This window comes from Ancylobacter sp. IITR112, from assembly GCF_041415945.1.
Classification (GTDB): domain Bacteria; phylum Pseudomonadota; class Alphaproteobacteria; order Rhizobiales; family Xanthobacteraceae; genus Ancylobacter.
In genome coordinates this window covers 3707780-3728827 of record NZ_JBGCUS010000001.1, presented here as the reverse complement: position 1 = coordinate 3728827, position 21048 = coordinate 3707780, and the positions used below count along the sequence as shown (strand labels likewise).

Genomic DNA, 21048 nt, shown 5'->3' with positions numbered 1-21048 from the left:
CCGGATCGGCGATTGCCTTTCCCGGCGCTGGCGCTGGCGCTCCTGATTACGAGCGCGCTGGTCACGCCGGCCCTGCTGAGCGCCCCGGCCCACGCCCAGGGCGCGCCCGCCGCCACCCGGGTGCGCCTCGATCTTCCCGCCCAGCCGCTGTCGCGCGCGCTGATCGCCTTTTCCAACGCCACCGGCCTGCAGCTTCTGTTCGATGCCGGGCTGGCGCGCGGGCGCACCGCGCCGGCGATCGCCGGCACCCTCACCTATGCCGAGGCGCTGGACCGGCTGCTGGCGGGCTCGGGGCTCACCTACCGGATCAGCGGCAACACGCTGACCATCGCCGCACCTTCCGCCGGCGGGGCCGGGGCTGCCGCCGACGGTTCGATCGAGCTCGGCATCATCGAGGTGGCGGGCGAGCAGAACCCGTTCGGTCCGGTCGACGGCTATCTCGCCACCACCACTTCCTCCGGCACCGGCATCGCCACGCCGATCATCGAGACGCCGCAGTCGATCAGCGTGGTGACGGCGGACCAGATCGCCGACCAGAACGCCACCTCGCTGACCGACACGCTGCTCTACACGCCCGGCGTGGTCGCCCAGTCCGGCTCCTTCAGCCGCATGGCCGACGATGTGATGATGCGCGGCTTCAACGTCGCCGACGGGTCGAGCGGCATGCTGCGCGACGGCATGCAGTTCCAGTCCAACGTCTATGGCGGCGGCCAGGAGCCCTACGGGCTGGAGCGCGTCGAGGTGCTGCGTGGGCCGGCCTCCATCCTTTACGGCCAGATGTCGCCCGGCGGCGTGATCAACGCCATTTCCAAGCGGCCGACCGAGGAGACGCTGCGCGAGGTCAATCTCGAAGGCGGCACTTATCAATACAAGCAGATCTCGGCCGATTTCGGCGGCAAGCTCACCGAGGACGGCACGCTGACCTACCGGCTCACCGGCCTTTACCGCGACGGCGAGAACTGGGTGAACAACACGCCGGACGACAAGGCCTACATCGCCCCGGCGATCACCTGGAGCCCGACCGACGACACCACCCTGACCCTGCTCGCGAGCTATCAGAGCGTCGATACCGCTTTCGCCACCCCGCTGCAGTTCGAGGATGTCAGTGCCGGCAACATCCCGCGCAGCGAATTTCTCGGCATTGACGGCTTCGACAGCTACAGCAGCGACAGTTCCACCGTCGCCGCCCTGTTCGAGCACCATTTCGACAATGGCCTGACCTTCCGCAGCAATGCCCGCTACTACGAGGCCAATGTCGACTGGAGCTACATGACCGGCAATCTCGCGCCGCTGTCGCAGACCGGCGGGCTGCTGGCCCGGATCGCCCAGACCCGCTACGACGCCTCCTATGGCGTGACCTCGGCCAATTCGCTGGAAGCCAAGTTCGATGCGCTGGGCGCCGAGCACACCGCGCTGATCGGCTTCGACTATTATCTGCGCTCCTACGATTCCCACCGCTATCGCGGCGGTTCCTACAGCTTCCTCGATCTCGACACCGGCGTCTCCTATGGCGGCCCGAACGTCAATTTCGCCATCGACCGCGGCTCCGACACGCTGGCCAACCAGTACGGCCTGTTCGTGCAGGACCAGATCAAGTTCGGCGAGCACTGGGTGCTGCTGCTCGGCGGGCGGCAGGACTGGACCAACAGCACCACCACCGCCTACCAGACCGGCAAGGTCACCGACCAGGAAGACAGCGCTTTCACCGGCCGCGCCGGCCTCGTCTATCTCTTCGACAACGGCCTCGCGCCCTATGCCAGCGTGAGCCAGTCTTTCCAGCCGCAGGTGGGGCTGAACTACGCCACCGGCGCGCCGCTCGATCCGAGCAAGGGCCTGCAATATGAGGCGGGCCTGCGCTATGAGCCGGTGGGGCAGAACCTGCTGTTCACCGCCGCCGTCTACGACATTACCCAGACCAATGTCGTGACCTATGACGCGCTGGGCTATTCCTACCAGCAGGGCGAGGTGCGCTCGCGCGGCTTCGAATTCGAGGCGCGCGGCCAGATCGGGCGGCTGGAGCTGATCGCCGCCTACAGCTACACCGATGCCAAGGTGACGGAGAGCGCCTATGCCGAGGATATCGGCCAGCAGGTGGCGCTTGTGCCGCGCAATGCCGCCTCGCTCTGGCTGACCTACACGCTGGACGAGATCGGCCTGCGCGGGGTGAAGATCGGCGCCGGCGTGCGCTATATCGGCACCACCAACCTCTATGACAGCCTCTACGAGGTGCCGGCCTATACGCTGGTCGACGCCATGGCCAGCGTCGATCTCGGCGTCTACAATCCGAAGCTGCAGGGCGCGACGCTGAAGATCAATGCCCGCAACGTTCTCAACGAGCAATATTATACCTGCGTCTCCATCGACGGCTGCCGCTATGGCGAGCCGGCGACGGTGATCGGCACGCTGAGCTATAAATGGTGAGGCACGCCGCGGGCACCGGTGCGGTGGCGCGGGCGGGGATCGACCGGCGCCGGCTTCTGGCCGGCGCCTGCGCCGTTCCCCTGCTGCTCGCCGCGCGGCACGCCGCCGCCAGCGACGCCTCGCGCCTCGTCAGCATGGACCTGCTGATTACCGAACTGCTGCTCACCCTCGCCATCGTGCCGCTGGCGACGCCCAATGTGGCGCTGTACCGCCGGCTGGTGGCCGAGCCGGTGCTGCCGGAGGCGGTGCGCGATCTCGGCCCGCTCGCCGAGCCCAATCTCGACTATCTGCGCTATCTCGCCCCCGAACGCATCCTGCTGGCGGACTGGCAGGGCGCGGGGCTGGAGGTGCTGGCGCGGATCGCCCCGCTCACCGCGCTGCCGGTGCTGCCGGGCAAGCAGCCGGCGGTGGCGCATGGCGAGGCGCTGCTGCGCCGGCTCGCCGCGCTGGTGGCCGAGCCGGCGCGGGCCGAACCGCCCATTGCCCGCTGCGCGGCGGCGCTGGAGGCGGGCGCGGCGGCGCTGCGCGGCTTTGCCCGGCCGGTCTATGTCTGCCGCTTCAACCGCGACGGGCGCAATCTCTCCCTGTTCGGCGGGCGCGGCATGATCGGCGACACGCTGGCGCGGCTCGGCCTCGCCAATGCCTATGAGGGCCGGGTCAACGGCTTCGGCGTCACCAGCGCCCCGGTGCTGCGGCTCGCGGAGCGGCCGGAGGCGGTGATCGTGCATTTCGACCGCGGCGTCGAGACCGAGGCGGCGCTCGCCCGGCTGGCGCAGAGCCCGGTGTGGAACGCGCTGCCGGCGGTGCGGCAGGGGCGGCTCGTCGGGCTGCCCGTGGTCTATCCCAATGGCGGGCCGTGTTCGGTGACGCGCTTCGCCCGCGCTCTGGCCGACCGCCTGCCGGCGCTGGGCGATGGCTGAGGCGGCGCGCCCGGCCACCGCCGGACCGGTGCCGCGCGCCACCGCCCGCCGGCCGGGCCTGAGGCTGGCGGCGGCGCTGCTCGCGCTCGGCGCGGCGCTGGCGGCGGTGAATCTCGCCGGGAGCGGCGTCACCATCGGCGCGCTCCGGCTCTTCCCGCCTGCGGACAATGACCTTGCCGCGCTGCGGGTGGTCTATGGGCTCCTGCCGCGCGTGGCGGCGGCGCTGTGCGCAGGCTGGCTGCTCGGCGTCAGCGCGGTGCTGCTGCGCCAGAGCCTGCGCAACCCGCTGGCGGAGGCCGGTACGCTCGGGGTGTTCGCCGCCGCGCGCGCCAGCGTCGCCGCCACGCTGGTCTGGGCGCCGGGCCTTGCCGCCGGCTTCTTCCTGCCGGCGCTGCTCGGCGCCGGGCTGGCGGCCGGGCTGGTGCTGCTCCTGTCGCTGCGCTCGCGCTTCGAGCCGCTGCGGGTGATCCTCAACGGGCTGGTGCTGTCGCTGTGCCTCGACGCCTTCAGCGGCCTGATGATCCTCGTGCATTTCGAGGAGATCGGCGAATTGCTGATCTGGCAGTCCGGCGCGCTGGTGCAGGACAATTGGTCCGGCGTCCGGCTGCTGGCGCTCGCGGCGGTGGCGACGGGGGCGGGCGTCGCCCTCCTGCGGCGCCCGCTCGGCCTGCTCGAACTCGGCGACGACGCGATGCGCGGGCTCGGCCTGCCGCCGGCGCGGCTGCGGCTCATCGCCTTCGTCCTCGCTCTGGTGCCAGCGGCGCTGGTCTGCGCCGAACTCGGCATTCTCGGCTTTGTCGGCCTCGCCGGGGCGGCGCTGGCCGATCTCTCCGGCGCCCGGCGGGCGGGCGCGGCGCTGATCGCCGCGCCGCTGATTTCCGCCGGGCTGCTGCTGGTGACCGACCAGACGGCACTGCTGCTCTCGGGCGCCATCGACATTCCGGCCGGCGTGGTGACGGCGCTGCTCGGGGCGCCGCTGCTGATCGTGCTGCTGCGCCGCCTGCCGCCGGCCCCGCCGCGCCCGGCCGCCGCCCCGACGACGACGCGGCGCCGGGCCGGGCCGGTCCTGGCGCTGGCCGGCCTCGCCTTGGCGCTGGCGATCCTCGCCGGCCTGTCGGTAGGGCGGCTGCCGGAAGGCTGGTTTCTCGCCACCGGGTCCGACTGGGCCGAGCTTCTGCCCTGGCGCTGGCCGCGCCTGGCGGCGGCCGGCGCGGCGGGGGGCATGCTGGCCTTTGCCGGCTGCCTGATGCAGCGGCTGACCGGCAATGCGCTGGCGAGCCCGGAACTGACCGGCGTGTCCTCCGGCGCGGCCTTGCTGCTGATTCCGGCGGTGCTGCTGCTGCCGCCCATGGGGCGCAGCGAAGCGATGGCGCTCGCCAGCCTCGGTGCGCTCGCCATGCTGGGGCTGAGCCTGCGGCTGGCGCGGCGCTCCGGCTTCGCGCCGGAGACGCTGCTGCTGACCGGCGTGGCGGTGAGCGCCTTTGCCGGTTCGGTGCTGTCGGTCGCCCTGGTGCTCGGCGATCCCCGGCTGGCGGCGCTGCTGGGCTGGCTGTCCGGCTCGACCTATGCGGTGCGCCCGGCCGATGCGGTGCTGGCGCTCGCTATGCTCGCCGCCGGTGTCGCCCTCCTGCCCTTTCTGCGGCGCTGGCTCGCTTTGCTGCCGCTTGGCGGCGCGGCGGCGCGGTCGCTGGGCGTCGGTGTGGCGCGGGCGCGGCTGGCGCTCGTCGTGCTGACTGCCGTGCTGACGGCGACGGCGACGTTGATCGTCGGCCCGGTCAGCTTTGTCGGCCTGCTGGCGCCGCATCTCGCCCGCCGCGCCGGCCTCGCCACGCCGCTGGCCGAGATCGGCGGGGCGGTGCTGATCGGCGCCTTTCTCCTGGTGCTGGCCGATCTTCTCGCCCGCACCATCGCCTTTCCCTGGGACGCGCCGGCCGGGCTGGTGGTGACGGTGATCGGCGCGCTGGGTTATGGCGTGATCATGAGGCGGCGATGATCGAGCCGTTGGCACCACTGTTCCGGGGCGCGCTGGAAGAGATCGGCGACGCGCTGTTCGTCGATGACGGCCGCGCGGGGCCGGAGCCGCTCGGCGCGCTGCTGGCCGGGGAGCGGCTTGCCGGCGTGCTCGCCCGTTTCGCCGCGCGCTATGACGAGCCGGAGGCGCGGGCGGTCGCCTCGCAATGGTCGAAGCTCTATTTCTCCCGCCTGCTGGTGCCGGCGACGGCGGCGGCGATCGCCGCCGACTGGCGCCTGCCACTGGCGCCGGAGCGGATGCGGGTGACGCTGGACGCCGAGGGCGGCGTCGCCGCCTTCGCCCTGCCGGAGCCGGGGGGCGCGGTTCGGGCCGGCGACGCCGAGACGCGCTTCGGCTTTCTGGTCGAGGCGCATCTGCCCGCGGCGATCGACAGTCTCGCGCGCGCCAGCGGGCTGACGCGGCGGGTGCTATGGAGCAATGCCGGCAATCTTTTCGAGCGGGTCGTCAGCCATTGCGCCGGCCTCTTGGGCGAGGCGCATCCCGGCGTGCGGCACGGGCGCGAGCTGCTGGCGCGGCGGCGGCTCGCCTCCGGCGCGGCCAACCCGCTCGCCGAGCCGGTGCGCTACCTCGCCGACGGCACCCGCCAGCGCCGCGTCTGCTGCCTGCGCTATCTCGTGCCCGCGCTTGCCTATTGCGGCACCTGCCCGCTCGACCGGCCGCCCGCCGTCAGAAGCGGTAATTGAGGCCGATCCGACTGCCTGGAGAGAGGCCGCGGACCATCCGGAAGTGCTCCGCGGGACACGCCGATACACGGTCTCGCCGACAGGCTCACAAAGGCCGTGGCGTGGTAGGAGAGCGACTGAAGCATCCGGTCCTCGACATGACCGAGATGGCGTATGCGCCCCGGCGGCGGATGCGCCAGCTCGGCGAGCCCCGGCAGGGTCTCGCGGCCATGGCCGGTGAGCAGCAGGCGGAGGTTGGGCAGGCGGGCGGCCAGAGCCTCGAACACGCGAAACAGCCCGGCAAAGTTCTTGTGAGGGTGGGCATGCATCGAGGCCAGGAGAAACGGTTCCGACCCGGCCTCCGGCGGGCGCGGTCCCGGAGGCTCCACACTGATGGGATTGTAGATCACCGCCTGATTGCGCGGCGCGCCGTAGCGTTCCAGATAATGTCGCCGCGTCGTCTGGCTGACAAAGACGAGGCAGTCGGAGTGCGCGCCGGCTTCCGCGAAGGCACCGGAGAGCCAGTCGCGGCGCTGGGGCGGGAAATACTGGGCCAGGAAGGCGAATTGCAGGTCGTGGATCAGGCTGATGACCGGCGAGGTGCCGCCCCGCAGCCGGCCCGGCACGGGCGACTGGAAATTGGGGAAGAACAGGATCGCGTCCGGAAGCTGGCGGGCGAGTGCCTGCGCCACATGCCGCTCGCGGTCGAGATAAGCGAGGTCGGGTGCGTCCAGCCCCAGGTGCCGCGCGAGCGCCCGCGCGGACAGCACGCGCGGGCTGAACTGCCGCGCAAGCAGCCCGAAGACCTGCTCCGATACCCGCGCAACGCCGCCCATGGTCGGGTAGTCCTGCACGATATCCATAAACAGAATGGGTCGCTTGACGTCGGAAGCCGTCAACACCGATGTCCTCCCGGCACGCACCCTGCGGCCCCTAGGCCTGCAGTTGCGGAACAAGACGCCGAAGCGTCGGGTGAAGGCAAAGTTGCGGGAGGATCGGGCGCCTGCCACCCGGCCGAACGATGTCTGGGCGATGGACTTTGTCCATGACCAGCTTGCCACCGGCCGCAAGATCCGCGTGCTGACGGTCGTCGACACCTTCTCGCGCTTCTCACCGGTGGTCGATCCGCGTTTCAGCTATCGGGCCGAGCACGTGGTCGCGAGCCTGGAAAAGGTCTGCGCCAAGGTGGGCTATCCACGGACGATCCGGGTCGACCAGGGCTCGGAGTTCATCTCCCGTGACCTCGATCTGTGGGCCTATGCAAAGGGGGTGACGCTGGATTTCTCCCGGCTCGGCAAGCCCACCGACAATGCCTTCATCGAGGCATTCAACGGCCGCTTCCGCAGCGAGTGCCTGAACACGCACTGGTTCCTGACGCTTGCAGACGCGGCCGAAAAGATGGAGGCTTGGCTCAGATATTACAACGAGGATCGGCCGCACGGGGCCATCGGCCACAAACCCCCGATCTCGCTGCAGAACCCCGGCGGCGCACCCAGCCCACCGCCGTGAAGAAGGCCGGAAACTCCAGCTTCCGGCGGTCCAGAAAATGGTCTCGGATCATCAACCCTCGGACTCTCTCCTAAGCCGGAGGAGAAAAGGGTCTCAGGTCAGCTAAATACGAGGCCCTTATTCAACCCCGATTAACAGCCCCCCTGACGATGCCGCACTGAAGCACTCGACGACCCATCGTCGACCCCTCTGACTAGTGACGCGCCCGAAGGAACTTGTTCAAACGATGCTGAACAAGAGGAATGGAGGCCATCATAAATAACATAAGAAAAAGAAGAACTAAATCGTCAACCACGCCTCCATTCTCGCCGGACATTTTTCTTATATATCTATTAGCCAATAATATCGATACATAAAGCGAAAAAATTAAAATTAGTGCAATAAAAATCATTATATAAAATACGGCATATGGCGGTGACCCCGCATGGACACGGAGACCCGGTAGCATGAATATAATTAATAAGTAAACGATAAAGAGGGACAAAAAGCATAATGAAATCGCAGTGGCAGGAAAAACCTTGCGATCGGAAATCTTATTTAAATCATTAAATATTAACAAAATACATACCCATGCATAAATGCCACCGGTTATGAATAATATTAAAATCATTGCGATTATGCTTCGCGGATATACATTATTAATCGACATGTCATCAGGCCTAAGTGTGCGTTTTATCGAACCACGTGTTTAATTTATCTAACGCTACTTCAAATCAGATGCGCTGCCGTTTGCGCCATTCCAGCCAAGAATATCCCGGATTTCTGGCCACGGGATCGTGCCTCCGATATCAGCGTAAAAACCGATCGTCAATCTATAACCAAATCCACTTGTAAGAGATACTTCAGGGGAAAACTCCAGCTTCCCTGGCGTTTTCCCCGCCCGTAAAAATCCATCTTTACCGTATTCGCTCACGTTAAGACTTGATTGATCATTAAATATAGAAATATTTACAGGTCCAATCTGCGCGCCCAAACGCGCAATAGTCGTATCCAAATCTATACTTCTGACATCACAATATGAACACTCGCCGGGATATACGCCGCTGGGGCCGATTGGAATGTCGGCGGATGAATTGTAACTCACGCCTGATCCTACAAGGCCAGCGCGGACGTTCCAAAACGCTTGTCCCGACTTCTTGCCAATGCCAATCGACAGTCCGATAAGCACGAAATCTCCATCAAGGGACCACAACCCTAGTGGGTCGGTGCAATTCCTTCCTCGTCCTTCTGAAGCAGATCGTCTCCGCTTCGCCGTAAAGGGCCGGGCCGCAGCGCACGACCGGGCCCCCCAGGGCCGGGAGACCAATGCCCCAGTGAGAGGGCGCTCAACGCTCGCTCAGGGCACCCAGCGATTCAAAAATGTGGGGTAAAGTGAGGGGCGTCCAACAAGCCCGGTGATAAAAACGATTTGAAATCAGCCGCTTAGGGCAATCAAATGGCGGAGAGGGTGGGATTCGAACCCACGGTACGCTTGCACGCACAACGGTTTTCGAGACCGTCCCGATCGACCACTCCGGCACCTCTCCTGCGCGGGCGCGGGGTCAGGCGCGCCAAGGAGTGGGGCTCAATAGCCGAGGCCCGGCCGCCGCACAAGTCCCCCGGCCGCTTCTCGCGCAATTCGTCCCGCGCCTTCACCCCGGCTCCGCCATCGGCCGCGCCGCCGGCGCTCCGTCCCATGGCGATACCCGCACCGATCGGCTCCCGCATCACCACGTTCTCCGCCAGCGGGGCCGGACGGAGCCGGGGTTCCCCGAGCTCGGCCCGCCCTTTGCGCGCGGCCGTGCCGGTGATACGGGTCATCGCACCGATTATCCTTCCACCGAGGACACGGCATGACGGCGATTGCCGGACTGTGGCGATTCGACGGCTCCGGCGGCGCGCGTCCGGTGGCGGAGCGCATGAGCACCGCGCTCGCCGCCTATGGGCCGGATCGCAGCGGCCTGCAGGAGGCGCGCGAGCAGGGCCTCGCCCTGGTGTGGCGGCAGATGCGCGTCACCGCCGAGGACAGTGTCGACCGCCAGCCGCTCATCGGCGCCGGTGGCGCGCTCTGGCTGGTGGCCGATGCCCGCATCGACAATGGCGACGAACTCGCGGACGCGCTCGGCCTGCCGGGTGAGGGGCCGGACCGCCCAACCGATGCCGGGCTGATCATGGCCGCCTATCAGCGCTGGGGCGAGGGCTGCGCCGATCGGCTGGTGGGCGACTTCGCCTTCGCCCTGTGGGACCGGCAGGCCGGACGCCTGTTTCTGGCGCGGGATTTCATCGGCAGCCGCCCGCTCTATTTCGCCCATGGCCCCGGCTTCTTCGCCTTCGCCTCGATGCCGAAGGGGCTGTTCGCCGTGCCCGGCCTCTCCGACGCGCTCGACGAGGCGGAAATCGGCGCCTATCTGGCGCTGCTGCCGGCGCATGGCACGCGCACCCTCTATCGCGATATCTCCCGCCTGCCCCCCGGCCACAGCCTGACCGTCCGCGGCGAGGCGCGGCGCCTTGAGCGCTACTGGCGACCCGAGGCGGCCCCCGCCGCGCCGGCGGGCGATTATCGCGAGCAGGTGGGGGAACTGCGCCGCCTCTATTCCCGGGCGGTTCGCGACCGTCTGCGCGTGCCGGCGGGCATGGGGGTGGGCAGCCATCTCAGCGCCGGCTTCGACAGCGCCTCCGTCACCGCACTGGCGGCGGACGAGCTGGCGAGGCAGGGCCGGGGCCTCACCGCCTTCACCGCCGCGCCGCGCGAGGGCTTCGCCCCGCCCGCCTATCAGGGGCGGGCGACCGACGAATCCCCCGTCGCCGCCGCGCTGGCAGCGCGCTTTGCCAATATCGACCACCTGGTCATCCGCACCGGCCCGGTCGATCCTCTGCAGCGGGTGGAGCAGTACCTGCCGGCGCAGGACCAGCCGGTGCTGAACCCGTGCAACCATGTCTGGATCAGCGCGATCGAGGCGGAGGCGGCGCGCCGGCGCATCCGCGTGCTGCTCACCGGCGCCATGGGCAACATGACCGCGTCCTATGATGGCCGGCCGCATCTGGCGCAACTGTTCCGGCGCGGGCGCTGGCTGCGGCTGGCGCGCGTGGCCATCGGCATGTGGCGGGACGGCACCAATCTCAAAGGTCCGTTCCGCGCGGCGCTCGGGCCGTATCTGCCCCGTTTCATTCTTGAATGGCAGGGCGCCGTTCCCGTGGCCTCGACCGATCCCTTCATCCACACCGCGCTGGCCGCTGATTTCCGCCACGCCATCGACCTCGACGCCATCGCCCGGGAGCGGGGCTGGGATCTGAGCTACCGCCCCTGGGCCGATGGCAAGGCGATGCGGATCGCCGTGCTGAACCGCGTCGACCAGGGCGCCGTGCATCATGCCAGCCTGGCGCGCCACGGGATCGACACTCGCGATCCGACCGCCGACCGGCGGCTGGTGGATTTCTGCCTCGCGCTGCCGGAACAGCACTTCATCCATGAGGGGCGGACCTCCTCGCTGCTGCGCGATGCCATGGCCGGGCTGATGCCGGCCGCGCATCTGGCGCAGCGGCGGCGCGGCTATCAGGCGGCGGACTGGTATGAGGGCGTCGTGGCCTCGCGCGACACGCTGCTGGCCGAGATCACCCGGCTGGAATCCTCGCCACTGGCCTCCCGCGCGCTCGACCTGCCGCGCCTGCGGGCGCTCGCCGCCGCCCTGCCGGACCCGTCCACCCCGCCGGACCAGCTCAACATGCTGACCCGCGCCAATGAGCAGAGCCACCGGCTCGCCCTGCTGCGCGGGCTCTCGGTCGGGCGATTCATCCGCAGGGTCGAGGGAGGCAATGGCTAGTGGCTTGAATGGTATTTACGTAGGGTTATGCGCCGGATCTGCCAAGCAACTCTGGTTGAGACGACCAGCATCTCGCGCGTAGGGTGAAACAACGCCTGGCGTCAGCAGCGCCAATATTGTCCTTTGTCGGCATCCAGTGTCAGTTTATAATAAATCAATTGAGCACTGTGACTGTGGACGGAGAACGACAATGGATATGACGACAGGGCGGGATGCGGTCTCTTCCCTTGGGGCCGATGCCGCGGACCCGGCCGGCTTCGAGGCGGCTGCGCCGGCGATCCGTCAGCCCTGGACGGCGCCTTCGGCCCGCCCCGTCGCGCTGGACGACATCACGCGCTGGTGCGGACGGGTCAACGGACGCTGGCATATTTAGCTGACCGCCCCCGGCGGGCGGCGATGGATGACCACGCCGCATCGCGGTGGATGTCGCTGCCGGCCTGTGGTGTTTAATGCCACCCCGCCGGACCCGCTCAACAGGCTGACCCGCGCCAATGAGCAGAGGCTCCGGCTCGCCCTGCTGCGCGGGCTCTCGGTCGGGCGGTTCATCCGCCGGGTCGAGGGAGGCAATGGCTAGCGGCTTGAATGGTATTTAAGTCGGGCCATGTGCCGGATCTGCCCGGCAACCTTGGTTGAGAAAACCAGTGTCTCGCGCGTAGGGCGAAACAACGTCTGGCGGTAGCGACGCCAATATTGTCCTTTGCCGGCATCGAGTGTCAGCTTATAACAAAATCAACGATCACAGGGCCTGTAGGTATTTAAGTAGTGCTCTGGGGTGCTTTAGTGTGGAACGCTCAGGCTGCAGCGAGGCGACGGAAGGGTGATGATGGAACGGAACGCGCAGTCGTGCTCCCGGCTGGACCCGAAGCGTGCCGCCGGCACGGAACCGCTGACCCTTCGCCGCCCGTGGAGGGGGCCGACGGTCCGGTTGGTGCCGCTGGATGCCGTCACCGAGGTCGCCGGCACTGATAACGAGGATACCGCAGCTTTTAGCTGAGCGCCCTCGGCGGTGGCGGGGACCGTGGCAGAAAGAAGCCGGCCTGCTGCCGGGTGAACGAGGAGGAAGCCATGAGCGTGATGAAGCAACAGGATGAGAAGGGTCCGCTGGCGACGATGCAGGCCGTTGTCGCGGGCGATGGCCAACCCCTTCGTTCCGGGCGCCAGCCCTGGAAGGTTCCAGAGGTGGCCGATGTCGGCGTGGCCACGCTGACGAGCGTCGTAAGTAATATGGGGCCCGACATCTCGGAACTTAGCTGAGCGTCCTCTGCGGAAGCGGGCGGTCGCGGCCGCACGCGCGGCATTGCGGTGGATATCGGTGCCGTCCTGTGGTACGTCAAAACCGCTGCGCGGGAGAAGCCCGCCTGACGGCCACACGGCAAGGGATGGTGCGATGAGCGTGATGTCAGAGGAGGACAAGAGGCCTTCGCTGATGGCCGCGCAGGCCGTTGTCGCGAGCGTCGGTCCGGCTCGCCGGGCGGTCCGTCAACTCTGGACGGCGCCTTCGGTGCTGCCGGTCGCGGTGGATGAGATCACCCGGCTCGGCACTGAAGTTGTTGTGGATGGGGCCGTCGTCCAATCCTGAGCGCCGCGTTCCGCGGCCAGCATGTCGTGGTGCCCTGACCATCGGCTTCAGACGCTCTCCCTCACCAGCCCCTCGATCGCCGCGCAGATATCCGGCAGCGCCGCCATGTCGGCCGTGCGCAGCAGGCTGACGACCGGCACCCGCCGCGCCATCTCCACGGACCAGGCGAAGGCGCTGCGGCCGCGGTCGATGCGCCGCGCCGCCTCGATCCGGTAGAGAAAATGCTGCAGGACAGCGGCTGCCTCAGGCGGCGCCAGCCGCTGCAGGCGGAAATCCGCCGCGTCGCGGTCGAGCCCGATCACCAACACCAGCCCCAGCGGCGCCGGCGCGTCCTGGAAGGCGGCCGGCAGCGGCACATGGAACTTGTCCACCCCCGCCTTCACCCGCCGCTCGTCCGGCGTCGCGTCGCCGCTGACCTGCGCCGAGGCCGACCAAAGCCGCACCGCCGGCGCGCCCGGCGCCACCTGGCCGGTTCCCGGCTCGACCACGGCGAGATCGTCGGTCAGCAAGCCATGGCCGCGCGCGATCATCGCCCGCGCCAGGGTCGACTTGCCCGCCCCGCTATGGCCGGCCAGCGCCACCGCCACCGGCCCAACCTTGACCACCGAAGCATGCAGCGGCGCCAGCCCGCGCTGGTGCAGCAGAAGCCCCAGCGGCGGGCCGAACAGCCAGGTGTGCAGCTCAAAATCCGGCAGGGGAGCGGATAGATCGGCCAACAGCGTGTGCCCGCCCATGGCGGCGAAGCGCTGGCCGGGCGCCGGCTCGAACAGCGCGCTGCCATCGGCAAAGAGGCTGAGCCCCTGCGCGCTGGCGACCGGCGCCGCGGCGGGCGCGTGCCAGGGCGTGAAGCGGATATGGATATCGGCCGGCCGCTCCGTCTCCGGCTCGGGCACGAGCAGGGGGAAGGCGCGCGGCGCGGCGATGGTGAGGCCATGCAGGCGGTAGCGGTGCAATGCGCGCTCCGGGCATCGGAGGGGAAGGCTGGCAGGCGGAAAGACCTCGTGCCGGGTCTATAGCCGGCATGGCTCGCCTTCGGAAGCGGGCTATGCGAAAAGGTGCCTCCGTTCGCGCCCGGTCGGCGCCGCGTGGTGTTCATTGTCGAGGCAAGCCTGCATGCTGACACTCCAGTCCCGCATCCGCCGTTCTCCGGATTGCCTGGCCGCGGAACTGGAGGGCGAAGTGGTGATGATGAATGTCGAGAACGGCGCCTATTATCAGCTCGACGCGACCGGCACCGATATCTGGAACCGGCTGGAGGCGCCAGTCGAGATCGGCGCGCTCTGCGCCGAACTGGCCCAGCTCTATGATGGGCCGCTCGCCGATATCCAGCGCGATGTGCTGGCCTTCCTGTCCGAACTCGCGGAGCGCAAGCTGGTGCTGGCGGCTTGAGGCCGGCCCTGCCTCACCGTCGACCCGCCGGTTGGCCGATTCCTCGCGTCGCCCGGCGTTCCGGTCGTTGATGGCAGGGTGATGACGGCACCGGCCGCGCCGGACGCGGGGCAGGGCTGCGCTTGCCAGCGGGGCGCGAGCGGCGTTATCTCCTCCGGCCGAAAGACGCGCCGGCCGTGCGGCCGGGCCCTGCTTCGCGAGCCCTGGGTCATCTCACTGTTTCACGGAAGCACTGAAATGATCTAATTCTTTGTTTTATCGCGTTTTCTTCACGCGAACCGGGATCCACTTCGCTCGAAAACGCTCTATGGGATGCCAGAGATGATCAGCAACGGTCGCCATGCCGGTGCCGGCACGGCCGGTGAGAGTGCCCGCAGGCGGGCGGACGGGCTGAGCCGCCGCAGCTTCCTCGCCGGCTCGGCCCTCAGCCTCGGGGCGTTCGGGCTGGCGGGCTGCGCCAGTCCCGACACGATGAGCCTCGCCGAGGCGGCCAAGGTCTATGGCCCGGTGCCGGAAGAGAAATTTCCGATCCCCGCGGTCGATGTCAGCAAGGTCAACCCGAAATATTTCCGCCGCACCGTCCGCTACGAGACGGACGAGGCGCCGGGCACCATCATCGTCGACCCGAAGAACTATTATGTCTACCGCATCGGGGAAGACGGCATGGCGACCCGCTACGGCGCCAATGTCGGCCGCGAGGGCTTCCTGTGGAGCGGTGACGCCTATGTCGGGCGCAAGAGCGAATGGGCGACCTGGACGCCGCCGAAGGAAATGATCAAGCGCCAGCCGGAAGCCGCCAAATATGCCCGCGGCATGCCGGGCGGCCTCGACAATCCGCTCGGCGCGCGCACGCTGCATCTCTACCAGAACGGCGTCTACACGCTGTACACGATCTATGCGACCAGCGATCCCGAATCCATCGGCTCGGGCGTCACCAGCGGCTGCGTCGGGCTGTTGAGCCAGGACATGATCCAGCTCTACAACGAGACTCCGGTGAAGACCAAAGTCGTCGTCCTCCCCGCCTGAACGGCGGCGCCACAGGGCGCGCCTGCCTCCCTGCGCTTCTTCCGGCCAGGGCCGGCCCGCCGGCCCCCGTCCCCGCCGTCAGGACCGGCCTCAGCGGCCGGTTCCGGTCGTCGCCCGCCGCCAGAACCGGGCAATGGCCGCGTCGCCCGACTTTTCCATCGGAAACGGAAGAATCGTCAGCGATCTGTCAGCGCTTCTGCCCGAATTTTGCCGTGAGGGCGGTATGTTGGTATCGCCCGCTGCGGGCGGTGCCCAGTACCGCCCGGCAAGAACGGGTGAGCCAATGGATGGACGTGCGGAGCGCCCGATTTGGGACGGTGGAGCGCCATGGCCCGGCGTGGCGGACCCGCCGCCGGCAACGCGGCGTCGGACCTCCATCTTTCTGCGGCGCCTGCGGGCCGAGCTTGCCCGCGCCTTTCCCGCGCGCCGCGCGCTCCCGCTCATCGCCGCCGCCTGCCTGAGCGGGGCGCTCGACCTTGTGGCCTTTCTACTGCTGCTCGGCCTCGGCGTCGGGGTGATGGGGGCGCAACTGGTGAGCTTCGGCCTCGCCGCGCTCTGTCTTCACGGGCTGGCGTTGCGCTGGGCCGGGCGTGACGGCGCGGCGCCGCTTCCGCCAAAGGTCGATCTCGCGGCGCGGCTCGCCATTGTGGTGGTGCTGGCGCTTGCCCTGCGCACGGGCGTGCTGGCGAGCGCCGCCGCGCTGCTCGATCTTCCCGCGCCTCTCGCCTTCCTTCCCGCCCTTGGCGCAACGGCGATGGTCAGCACCCTTGGCGCGGTGTTCTTCGTCGTTCCCGCCACGCTTGCGCCGCTCTCGCGGGCGGCGCGCTGGCGGCTCGCCGCGCTGGCCGTGGTGGCCTATAGCGTGCTGTTGCGGCTGATGTTCCTGGGCGTCACCGAACTGATGCCGCAGGAAGCCTATTACTGGAACTATGCCCAGCATCTCGACATCGGCTATCTCGACCATCCGCCCATGGTGGCGTGGCTGATCTTTGCCGGCACCGAACTGCTCGGCAGCAACGAGTTCGGCGTGCGCCTCGCCGCCTGGCTGTGCTGGGGCGTCACCGCCTTCTTCAGCTTCCAGCTCGCCGGGCGCATGTTCGGCCGGTCGGCGGCGTTCATCACCGCGCTACTGGTGGCGACGCTGCCCTTCTATTTCGGCACCGGCCTCGTCATGACGCCGGACGCCCCGCTGACCGCCTGCTGGGCCGGAACGCTGTATTTCCTCGAGCGCGCCTTGCGGGGCGGCAAGGCCGGGGCGTGGGGGGGCGTCGGTCTCTGTTTCGGCCTGGGGCTGCTGTCGAAATACACCATCGCCCTGCTCGGCCCGGCGGCTCTCCTGTTCATGCTGCTGGACCCGCGCGCGCGCGGCTGGTTCAAGCGGCCGGAGCCTTATCTCGCGGCGGTTGTGGCGGTGCTGGTGTTCTCGCCCGTCATCCTCTGGAACCTCGAGCACGATCTCGCCTCCTTCGCCTTCCAGAGCACGCGCCGTGTCAGCGGCAGCTTCCGCTTCTCGTTGCCGGAACTGCTGCTCGGCGGCGCCGGGCTGCTGACCCCGACGGTGCTGGTCGCCGCGCTTGCCGTGCTCTGGCTGCGCGAGCGGGGCGTGGGCGGGCCCGCGCCCACCGCCGGCGAAGGCGGCGGACGGCAGGAGGAGCGGCGCCGCTGGCTGTTCATCGGGCTGTTCACGCTGGTGCCGCTGTCCGTCTTCGTCGGCTTCAGCCTGTTTCACATGGCGCGGCTGAACTGGACCGGCCCGCTCTGGCTGGCGGTGTTGCCGGCGGTGGCGGCCGGCCTGCTGGCGGCGCCTGACCGCCTCGGTCCGCGTCAGCGCCATCTGCAGCGTGCCGTCGCGCCCACGCTGGCCATTGCTCTCGCGCTTTACGGCGCCGGGCTCATTTTTCTCGTCGCCGGCCTGCCGGGGCCGCATGTGGTGGCACCCTTTCCCGCCGTGCCGGTGGCCTGGCAGGATTTCGGCGCCCAGGCGGCGAGCCTCGCCGAGGAGGTGAGGGCGACCACCGGGGATGAGCCCGTGCTGATCGGGCTGGATGCCTATAACATCGCCAGCCAGCTCGCCTTCTACGCCGCCGGCGCCGGGGCGAGGCCCGCCATGTCCGTGGGGCGCGGCGTGCTCGGCCAGCCCGCCCTCATGTATGGCTATTGGTACCCGCCCGACGCCTATGGCGGGCGGCAGGCGGTGCTGTTCGCCTTCTCGCGGCGTCGGATCGAGAGCCCCTTGCTGCGCTTCTCCTTCGCCGAACTCGGCGAGGTGAAACAGCGTGAGGTGAAAAGCAACGGCCGGGTCGTGGGGAGTTTCTACTACCGCGTCGGGCGTCTGGCGGCGAAGCCCGCCCTGGACCCTGCCGCCTTCGCCGCTTCGATGGCGCCGGACTGACGCGCCCGGCGCCACCGCTTCCCGTCAGCGCAGGCGGGCGGCATGCCAGGCGATGTGATCGGCCATGAAGGTCGAGATGAAGAAATAGGAATGATCATAGCCCTCGCGCAGGTTGAGCGAGAGGGGAATGCCGGCGCTCGCGCAGGCCTGTGCCAGCAATTGCGGCCGCAGCCCTGTGTCGAGGAAGGGGTCGGCGCCGCCCTGATCGACCAGGAATTCCGGGAAGCGCTTTCCGTCCTCGATCAGCGCGACGGCGTCATAGGCGCGCCAGTCCCGCTCATCCGCGCCGAGATACTTCTCTAGCGCCGGCCGCGACCAGTCCGCCGTGCTTGGCTGGGTGATCGGGGCGAAAGCAGAGCAGCTCCTGAACCGGTCCGGGTGCTTGAGCGCCAGGGTGAGCGCGCCGTGCCCGCCCATGGAATGGCCGAAGATGCCTTGGCGGCTCATATCCGCCGGGAACTGCGCGGCGACCAGTGCCGAGAGTTCGTCGACGAGGTAGGAATACATCCGGTAATGGGTGGCATAGGGCGTCTGCGTAGCGTCGAGATAGAAGCCGGCGCCTGAACCGAACTGCCAGTTGTCGGGCTCGTCCGGCACATCGGCGCCGCGCGGGCTGGTGTCCGGCGCCACGATGATGACGCCGTGGGCGCTCGCCGCCGCGCGGTACTCGCCTTTCTCCATCACATTGGCATGGGTGCAGGTAAGGCCGGAGAGATACCACAGCACCGGAACGGGGCCGTCCGCCGCCTGCGGCGGGACGAAGACGGCGAAGGTCATCGGCGTGCCGGTGACCGTGGAATCGTGGCGGTAGACGCCCTGAACGCCGCCATGCGACTTCGCTTTCGAGACGGTTTCCATTCTGCGCTCCTCAGTAGATCACGACGGAACGGATCGACTTGCCCTCATGCATCAGGTCGAAGGCGGTGTTGATCTCGTCGAGCGGCATGGTGTGGGTGATCAGGTCGTCAATGTTGATCTTCCCCTCCATGTACCAGTCGACGATCTTCGGCACGTCGGTGCGGCCGCGCGCGCCGCCAAAGGCGGAACCGCGCCAGTTGCGGCCGGTGACGAGCTGGAACGGACGGGTGGCGATTTCCGCCCCGGCCGGCGCCACGCCGATGACGATGGAGGTGCCCCAGCCGCGATGGCAGGCTTCCAGCGCCTGGCGCATCACGTTCACATTGCCGGTGCAGTCGAAGGTGAAGTCGGCGCCGCCATCGGTGAGGTCCTGGATCGCCTGCACCACCTTGTCGCTGCCGACGTCCATCGGGTTGATGAAGTCGGTCATGCCGAACTTCTTCGCCATCTCGACCTTGGCCGGGTTGATGTCGACGCCGATGATCTTGTCGGCGCCGACCATGCGGGCGCCCTGGATCACGTTGAGGCCGATGCCGCCGAGACCGAAGACCACGACATTGGCGCCGGGCCAGACCTTAGCCGTGTAGACCACCGCGCCGATGCCGGTGGTGACGCCGCAGCCGATGTAGCAGATCTTGTCGAAGGGGGCGTCCTCGCGCACCTTGGCCAGCGCGATCTCCGGCAGCACGGTGAAGTTGGAGAAGGTCGAGCAGCCCATATAGTGGAAGATCTCGCCGCTCTGGGCGCCCACCCGCTCGCAGGAAAAGCGTGTGGTGCGGTCGGGCATCAGCCCCTGGCCCTGGGTAGCGCGGATCGAGGTGCACAGGTTCGAGCGCTGGGACAGGCAGGTTTTGCACTGCCGGCATTCCGGCGTGTAGAGCGGAATGACGTGATCGCCCACCTTCAGCGAGGTCACGCCGGCGCCGACCTCGCGCACGATGCCAGCGCCCTCATGGCCGAGAATGGCGGGGAACTTGCCCTCCGAATCCAGCCCGTCCAGCGTGTAGGCGTCGGTATGGCACACGCCGGTGGCCATGATTTCGACCAGCACCTCGCCGGGCTTGGGCCCGCCGATCTCGATGGTCTCAATGGTCAGCGGCTTCTTGGCTTCCCAGGCGACGGCGGCACGCGATTTCATGGACTTCTCCCTCCGGAATCTGGTGCGCTATTTCAGATAGGTGCGCAAAATCTTCATGATGGCGTCGAGTTCGTCGGCGGCGGGACGCGCGCCGGCGGCCGCCACGGCGTGGCCGATGCTCTCGCGCAGATGGATGTCGAGCACCTCGGCCATCAGCCCGCCGGCGGCGCCGCGCAGCGCGGCGATCTGCTGCAGCAGCACGCCGCATTCGGCCTCCGCCTCGATCGCCCGTTCCAGCGCCTCGGCTTGGCCCTTGATACGGCGCAGCCGTGTCAGGGCGCGCTTCTTGTCGTCGGGTGAATGGGGCATCGCGACACCCTGCGGGCCGGCGGCGCCGGCGGATCGCGTCGTTGAATATACTGGAGGGAGTATCCACGCAAGAGAGAGCGGCACGTGGATGCCGACGCACGGCCCATGCGGCTTAATATTATCGCGATATATTTTTCGCGGCGCCTGCGCTATAATCGGCGGATAGGAGTACCTTTATGACCGAAGCCGCCAACCCGCCCCTGCCGCTGGACGACCACCTCTGCTACACCATCTATTCCGTCGGCATGGCCATACAGCGCCTCTACAAGCCGCTGCTCGACGAACTCGGGCTGACCTACCCGCAATATCTCGTGCTGAATGTGCTGTGGCGCGAGGAGGGGCTGACCGTGGGCGGCATCGCCGAACGACTGGCGCTCGAATCGAGCACGCTCACCCCGCTGCTCAAGCGGCTCGAGGCCGCCGGCCTGCTGCGCCGCACGCGCAATCCCGACAATGAGCGCCAGGTCGTGATCGCCCTCAGCGAGGCGGGGCGGGCGCTCAGGGGCAGGGCGGGCTGCCTGGGCGCGGAACTGACGCAGGCTTCGGGACGCAGCCCGGCGCAGCTCGGCGCTCTGAACCGCGACCTGCGGCAGTTGCGCGAGGCGCTCTACACCCGGCTCGGCGACTGGACCCCACCCGCCTGAAGGCGGCGCAGGGCCTGGTTGAGGGGCCGCCAGGACGCGCATTTGAGGTCGCGCAGATCATCGTCTCCGCCGTCGCCCCGTGCTACGAGGCGAGGACGAAACACTCTGGCTGGCAGAAGCTGCAGGTGCCCTCGCTATGAGCCCGATCCGTCCCGCCGGTACCGTCGCGGCCCGGCTCGCCGCGCTGGCCGGCAGCAGCGAGATCCGCTGGTCCATTGCCTTGCTCGACGGCGCCGGCGCGGGGCTCTGGCGGATGCCGGAGCTTCGGCTGTCGGGCATCCCGGCCGTGCCGTGCCGCAGGCCCTGCGCAAGCCTCCCCCTCGACAACAGCGCCGCCGCCCGGCGGCGGCGGTGACCGGGAAAAGCTGT

At 68.3% G+C, this 21048-nt stretch carries 20 protein-coding genes, 1 tRNA gene and 1 pseudogene; 15 read left to right on the top strand and 7 right to left on the bottom strand.

Annotated elements, in window-relative coordinates:
- Positions 1–12: 12 nt before the first annotated feature.
- The 4 genes from AAC979_RS17720 to fhuF are packed head-to-tail and all read left to right on the top strand — an operon-like array spanning position 13 to position 6056.
- Positions 13–2421 (top strand): TonB-dependent siderophore receptor, encoded by a 2409-nt coding sequence (locus tag AAC979_RS17720; RefSeq protein WP_371348214.1) that lies wholly within the window; start codon positions 13–15, stop codon positions 2419–2421.
- Positions 2415–3341 (top strand): ABC transporter substrate-binding protein, encoded by a 927-nt coding sequence (locus tag AAC979_RS17715; protein ID WP_371348213.1) that lies wholly within the window; start codon positions 2415–2417, stop codon positions 3339–3341. The genes AAC979_RS17720 and AAC979_RS17715 overlap by 7 nt, the downstream gene beginning before the upstream one ends.
- Entirely contained in the window at positions 3334–5334 is a 2001-nt protein-coding gene (gene fhuB, locus AAC979_RS17710; protein WP_371348212.1) for a Fe(3+)-hydroxamate ABC transporter permease FhuB, read from the top strand. The genes AAC979_RS17715 and fhuB overlap by 8 nt, the downstream gene beginning before the upstream one ends.
- The gene (gene fhuF / locus AAC979_RS17705) at positions 5331–6056 is read left to right on the top strand and encodes a siderophore-iron reductase FhuF (protein WP_371348211.1); all 726 of its coding nucleotides are present in this window, start codon (positions 5331–5333) and stop codon (positions 6054–6056) included. Before fhuB ends, fhuF begins: the two co-directional genes overlap by 4 nt.
- Here the strand turns inward: fhuF and AAC979_RS17700 are convergent.
- Positions 6002–6934 carry a glycosyltransferase gene (locus AAC979_RS17700; RefSeq protein WP_371348210.1) on the bottom strand — a complete coding sequence of 311 codons (933 nt, stop codon included), beginning with the start codon at positions 6932–6934 and terminating at the stop codon, positions 6002–6004. The two genes, fhuF and AAC979_RS17700, sit on opposite strands and share 55 nt — an antisense overlap.
- A 19-nt stretch (positions 6935–6953) precedes the next feature.
- Here AAC979_RS17700 and AAC979_RS17695 point away from each other — a divergent pair.
- Positions 6954–7544: pseudogene (locus AAC979_RS17695) on the top strand (integrase core domain-containing protein); the annotation flags it as partial.
- Positions 7545–8247: 703 nt separating this feature from the next.
- On the opposite strand, the gene AAC979_RS17690 reads toward AAC979_RS17695, so the two are convergent.
- Positions 8248–8712 carry a hypothetical protein gene (locus tag AAC979_RS17690; RefSeq protein WP_371348209.1) on the bottom strand — a complete coding sequence of 155 codons (465 nt, stop codon included), beginning with the start codon at positions 8710–8712 and terminating at the stop codon, positions 8248–8250.
- Positions 8713–8980: 268 nt separating this feature from the next.
- Positions 8981–9070: transfer RNA gene (locus AAC979_RS17685), tRNA-Ser, on the bottom strand.
- Between the two features lie 306 nt (positions 9071–9376).
- On the opposite strand from AAC979_RS17685, the gene AAC979_RS17680 reads away from it, so the two are divergent.
- The 5 genes from AAC979_RS17680 (at position 9377) to AAC979_RS17660 (ending at position 12923) form a co-directional block, all read left to right on the top strand.
- Positions 9377–11344 (top strand): asparagine synthetase B, encoded by a 1968-nt coding sequence (locus AAC979_RS17680; RefSeq protein ID WP_371348208.1) that lies wholly within the window; start codon positions 9377–9379, stop codon positions 11342–11344.
- Positions 11345–11534: 190 nt separating this feature from the next.
- Positions 11535–11717 carry a hypothetical protein gene (locus tag AAC979_RS17675; protein ID WP_371348207.1) on the top strand — a complete coding sequence of 61 codons (183 nt, stop codon included), beginning with the start codon at positions 11535–11537 and terminating at the stop codon, positions 11715–11717.
- A 27-nt stretch (positions 11718–11744) separates the two neighbouring features.
- Positions 11745–11918, top strand: coding sequence for a hypothetical protein (locus AAC979_RS17670; RefSeq protein ID WP_371348206.1), 174 nt, complete (start codon positions 11745–11747; stop codon positions 11916–11918).
- A 491-nt stretch (positions 11919–12409) separates the two neighbouring features.
- Entirely contained in the window at positions 12410–12598 is a 189-nt protein-coding gene (locus AAC979_RS17665) for a hypothetical protein (RefSeq protein WP_371348205.1), read from the top strand.
- Between the two features lie 133 nt (positions 12599–12731).
- Complete coding sequence (locus AAC979_RS17660) at positions 12732–12923, top strand: hypothetical protein (RefSeq protein ID WP_371348204.1); 192 nt, start codon at positions 12732–12734, stop codon at positions 12921–12923.
- Positions 12924–12970: 47 nt separating this feature from the next.
- Here the strand turns inward: AAC979_RS17660 and AAC979_RS17655 are convergent, their stop codons facing one another.
- Positions 12971–13876 (bottom strand): hypothetical protein, encoded by a 906-nt coding sequence (locus tag AAC979_RS17655; protein WP_371348203.1) that lies wholly within the window; start codon positions 13874–13876, stop codon positions 12971–12973.
- A gap of 160 nt (positions 13877–14036) precedes the next feature.
- Between AAC979_RS17655 and AAC979_RS17650 the strand changes: the two genes are divergently transcribed.
- From AAC979_RS17650 to AAC979_RS17640, 3 genes are all read left to right on the top strand, one after another.
- Positions 14037–14312: a PqqD family peptide modification chaperone gene (locus AAC979_RS17650; protein ID WP_371348202.1), complete on the top strand. Its 276-nt coding sequence runs from the start codon at positions 14037–14039 to the stop codon at positions 14310–14312.
- Between the two features lie 321 nt (positions 14313–14633).
- On the top strand, positions 14634–15338 hold the full coding sequence (locus AAC979_RS17645; protein ID WP_371348201.1) for a L,D-transpeptidase: 705 nt from the start codon (positions 14634–14636) through the stop codon (positions 15336–15338).
- A gap of 337 nt (positions 15339–15675) precedes the next feature.
- Positions 15676–17730 carry a glycosyltransferase family 39 protein gene (locus AAC979_RS17640; protein ID WP_371348200.1) on the top strand — a complete coding sequence of 685 codons (2055 nt, stop codon included), beginning with the start codon at positions 15676–15678 and terminating at the stop codon, positions 17728–17730.
- Between the two features lie 24 nt (positions 17731–17754).
- Here AAC979_RS17640 and fghA read toward each other — a convergent pair whose 3' ends face one another.
- From fghA to AAC979_RS17625, 3 genes are read right to left on the bottom strand one after another with little or no spacing between them, the layout of a single operon-like run.
- Positions 17755–18588, bottom strand: coding sequence for an S-formylglutathione hydrolase (gene fghA, locus AAC979_RS17635; RefSeq protein WP_371348199.1), 834 nt, complete (start codon positions 18586–18588; stop codon positions 17755–17757).
- A gap of 10 nt (positions 18589–18598) precedes the next feature.
- The gene (locus tag AAC979_RS17630) at positions 18599–19726 is read right to left on the bottom strand and encodes an S-(hydroxymethyl)glutathione dehydrogenase/class III alcohol dehydrogenase (RefSeq protein ID WP_371348198.1); all 1128 of its coding nucleotides are present in this window, start codon (positions 19724–19726) and stop codon (positions 18599–18601) included.
- A gap of 27 nt (positions 19727–19753) precedes the next feature.
- Entirely contained in the window at positions 19754–20035 is a 282-nt protein-coding gene (locus tag AAC979_RS17625) for a metal/formaldehyde-sensitive transcriptional repressor (RefSeq protein WP_371348197.1), read from the bottom strand.
- 176 nt (positions 20036–20211) lie between these two features.
- Here AAC979_RS17625 and AAC979_RS17620 point away from each other — a divergent pair, with 176 nt between their 5' ends.
- Together AAC979_RS17620 and AAC979_RS17615 are read left to right on the top strand one after the other, a co-directional pair.
- Positions 20212–20679, top strand: coding sequence for a MarR family winged helix-turn-helix transcriptional regulator (locus tag AAC979_RS17620; RefSeq protein ID WP_371348196.1), 468 nt, complete (start codon positions 20212–20214; stop codon positions 20677–20679).
- Between the two features lie 136 nt (positions 20680–20815).
- Positions 20816–21034, top strand: coding sequence for a hypothetical protein (locus tag AAC979_RS17615; protein WP_371348195.1), 219 nt, complete (start codon positions 20816–20818; stop codon positions 21032–21034).
- The last annotated feature ends 14 nt before the right edge of the window (positions 21035–21048 follow it).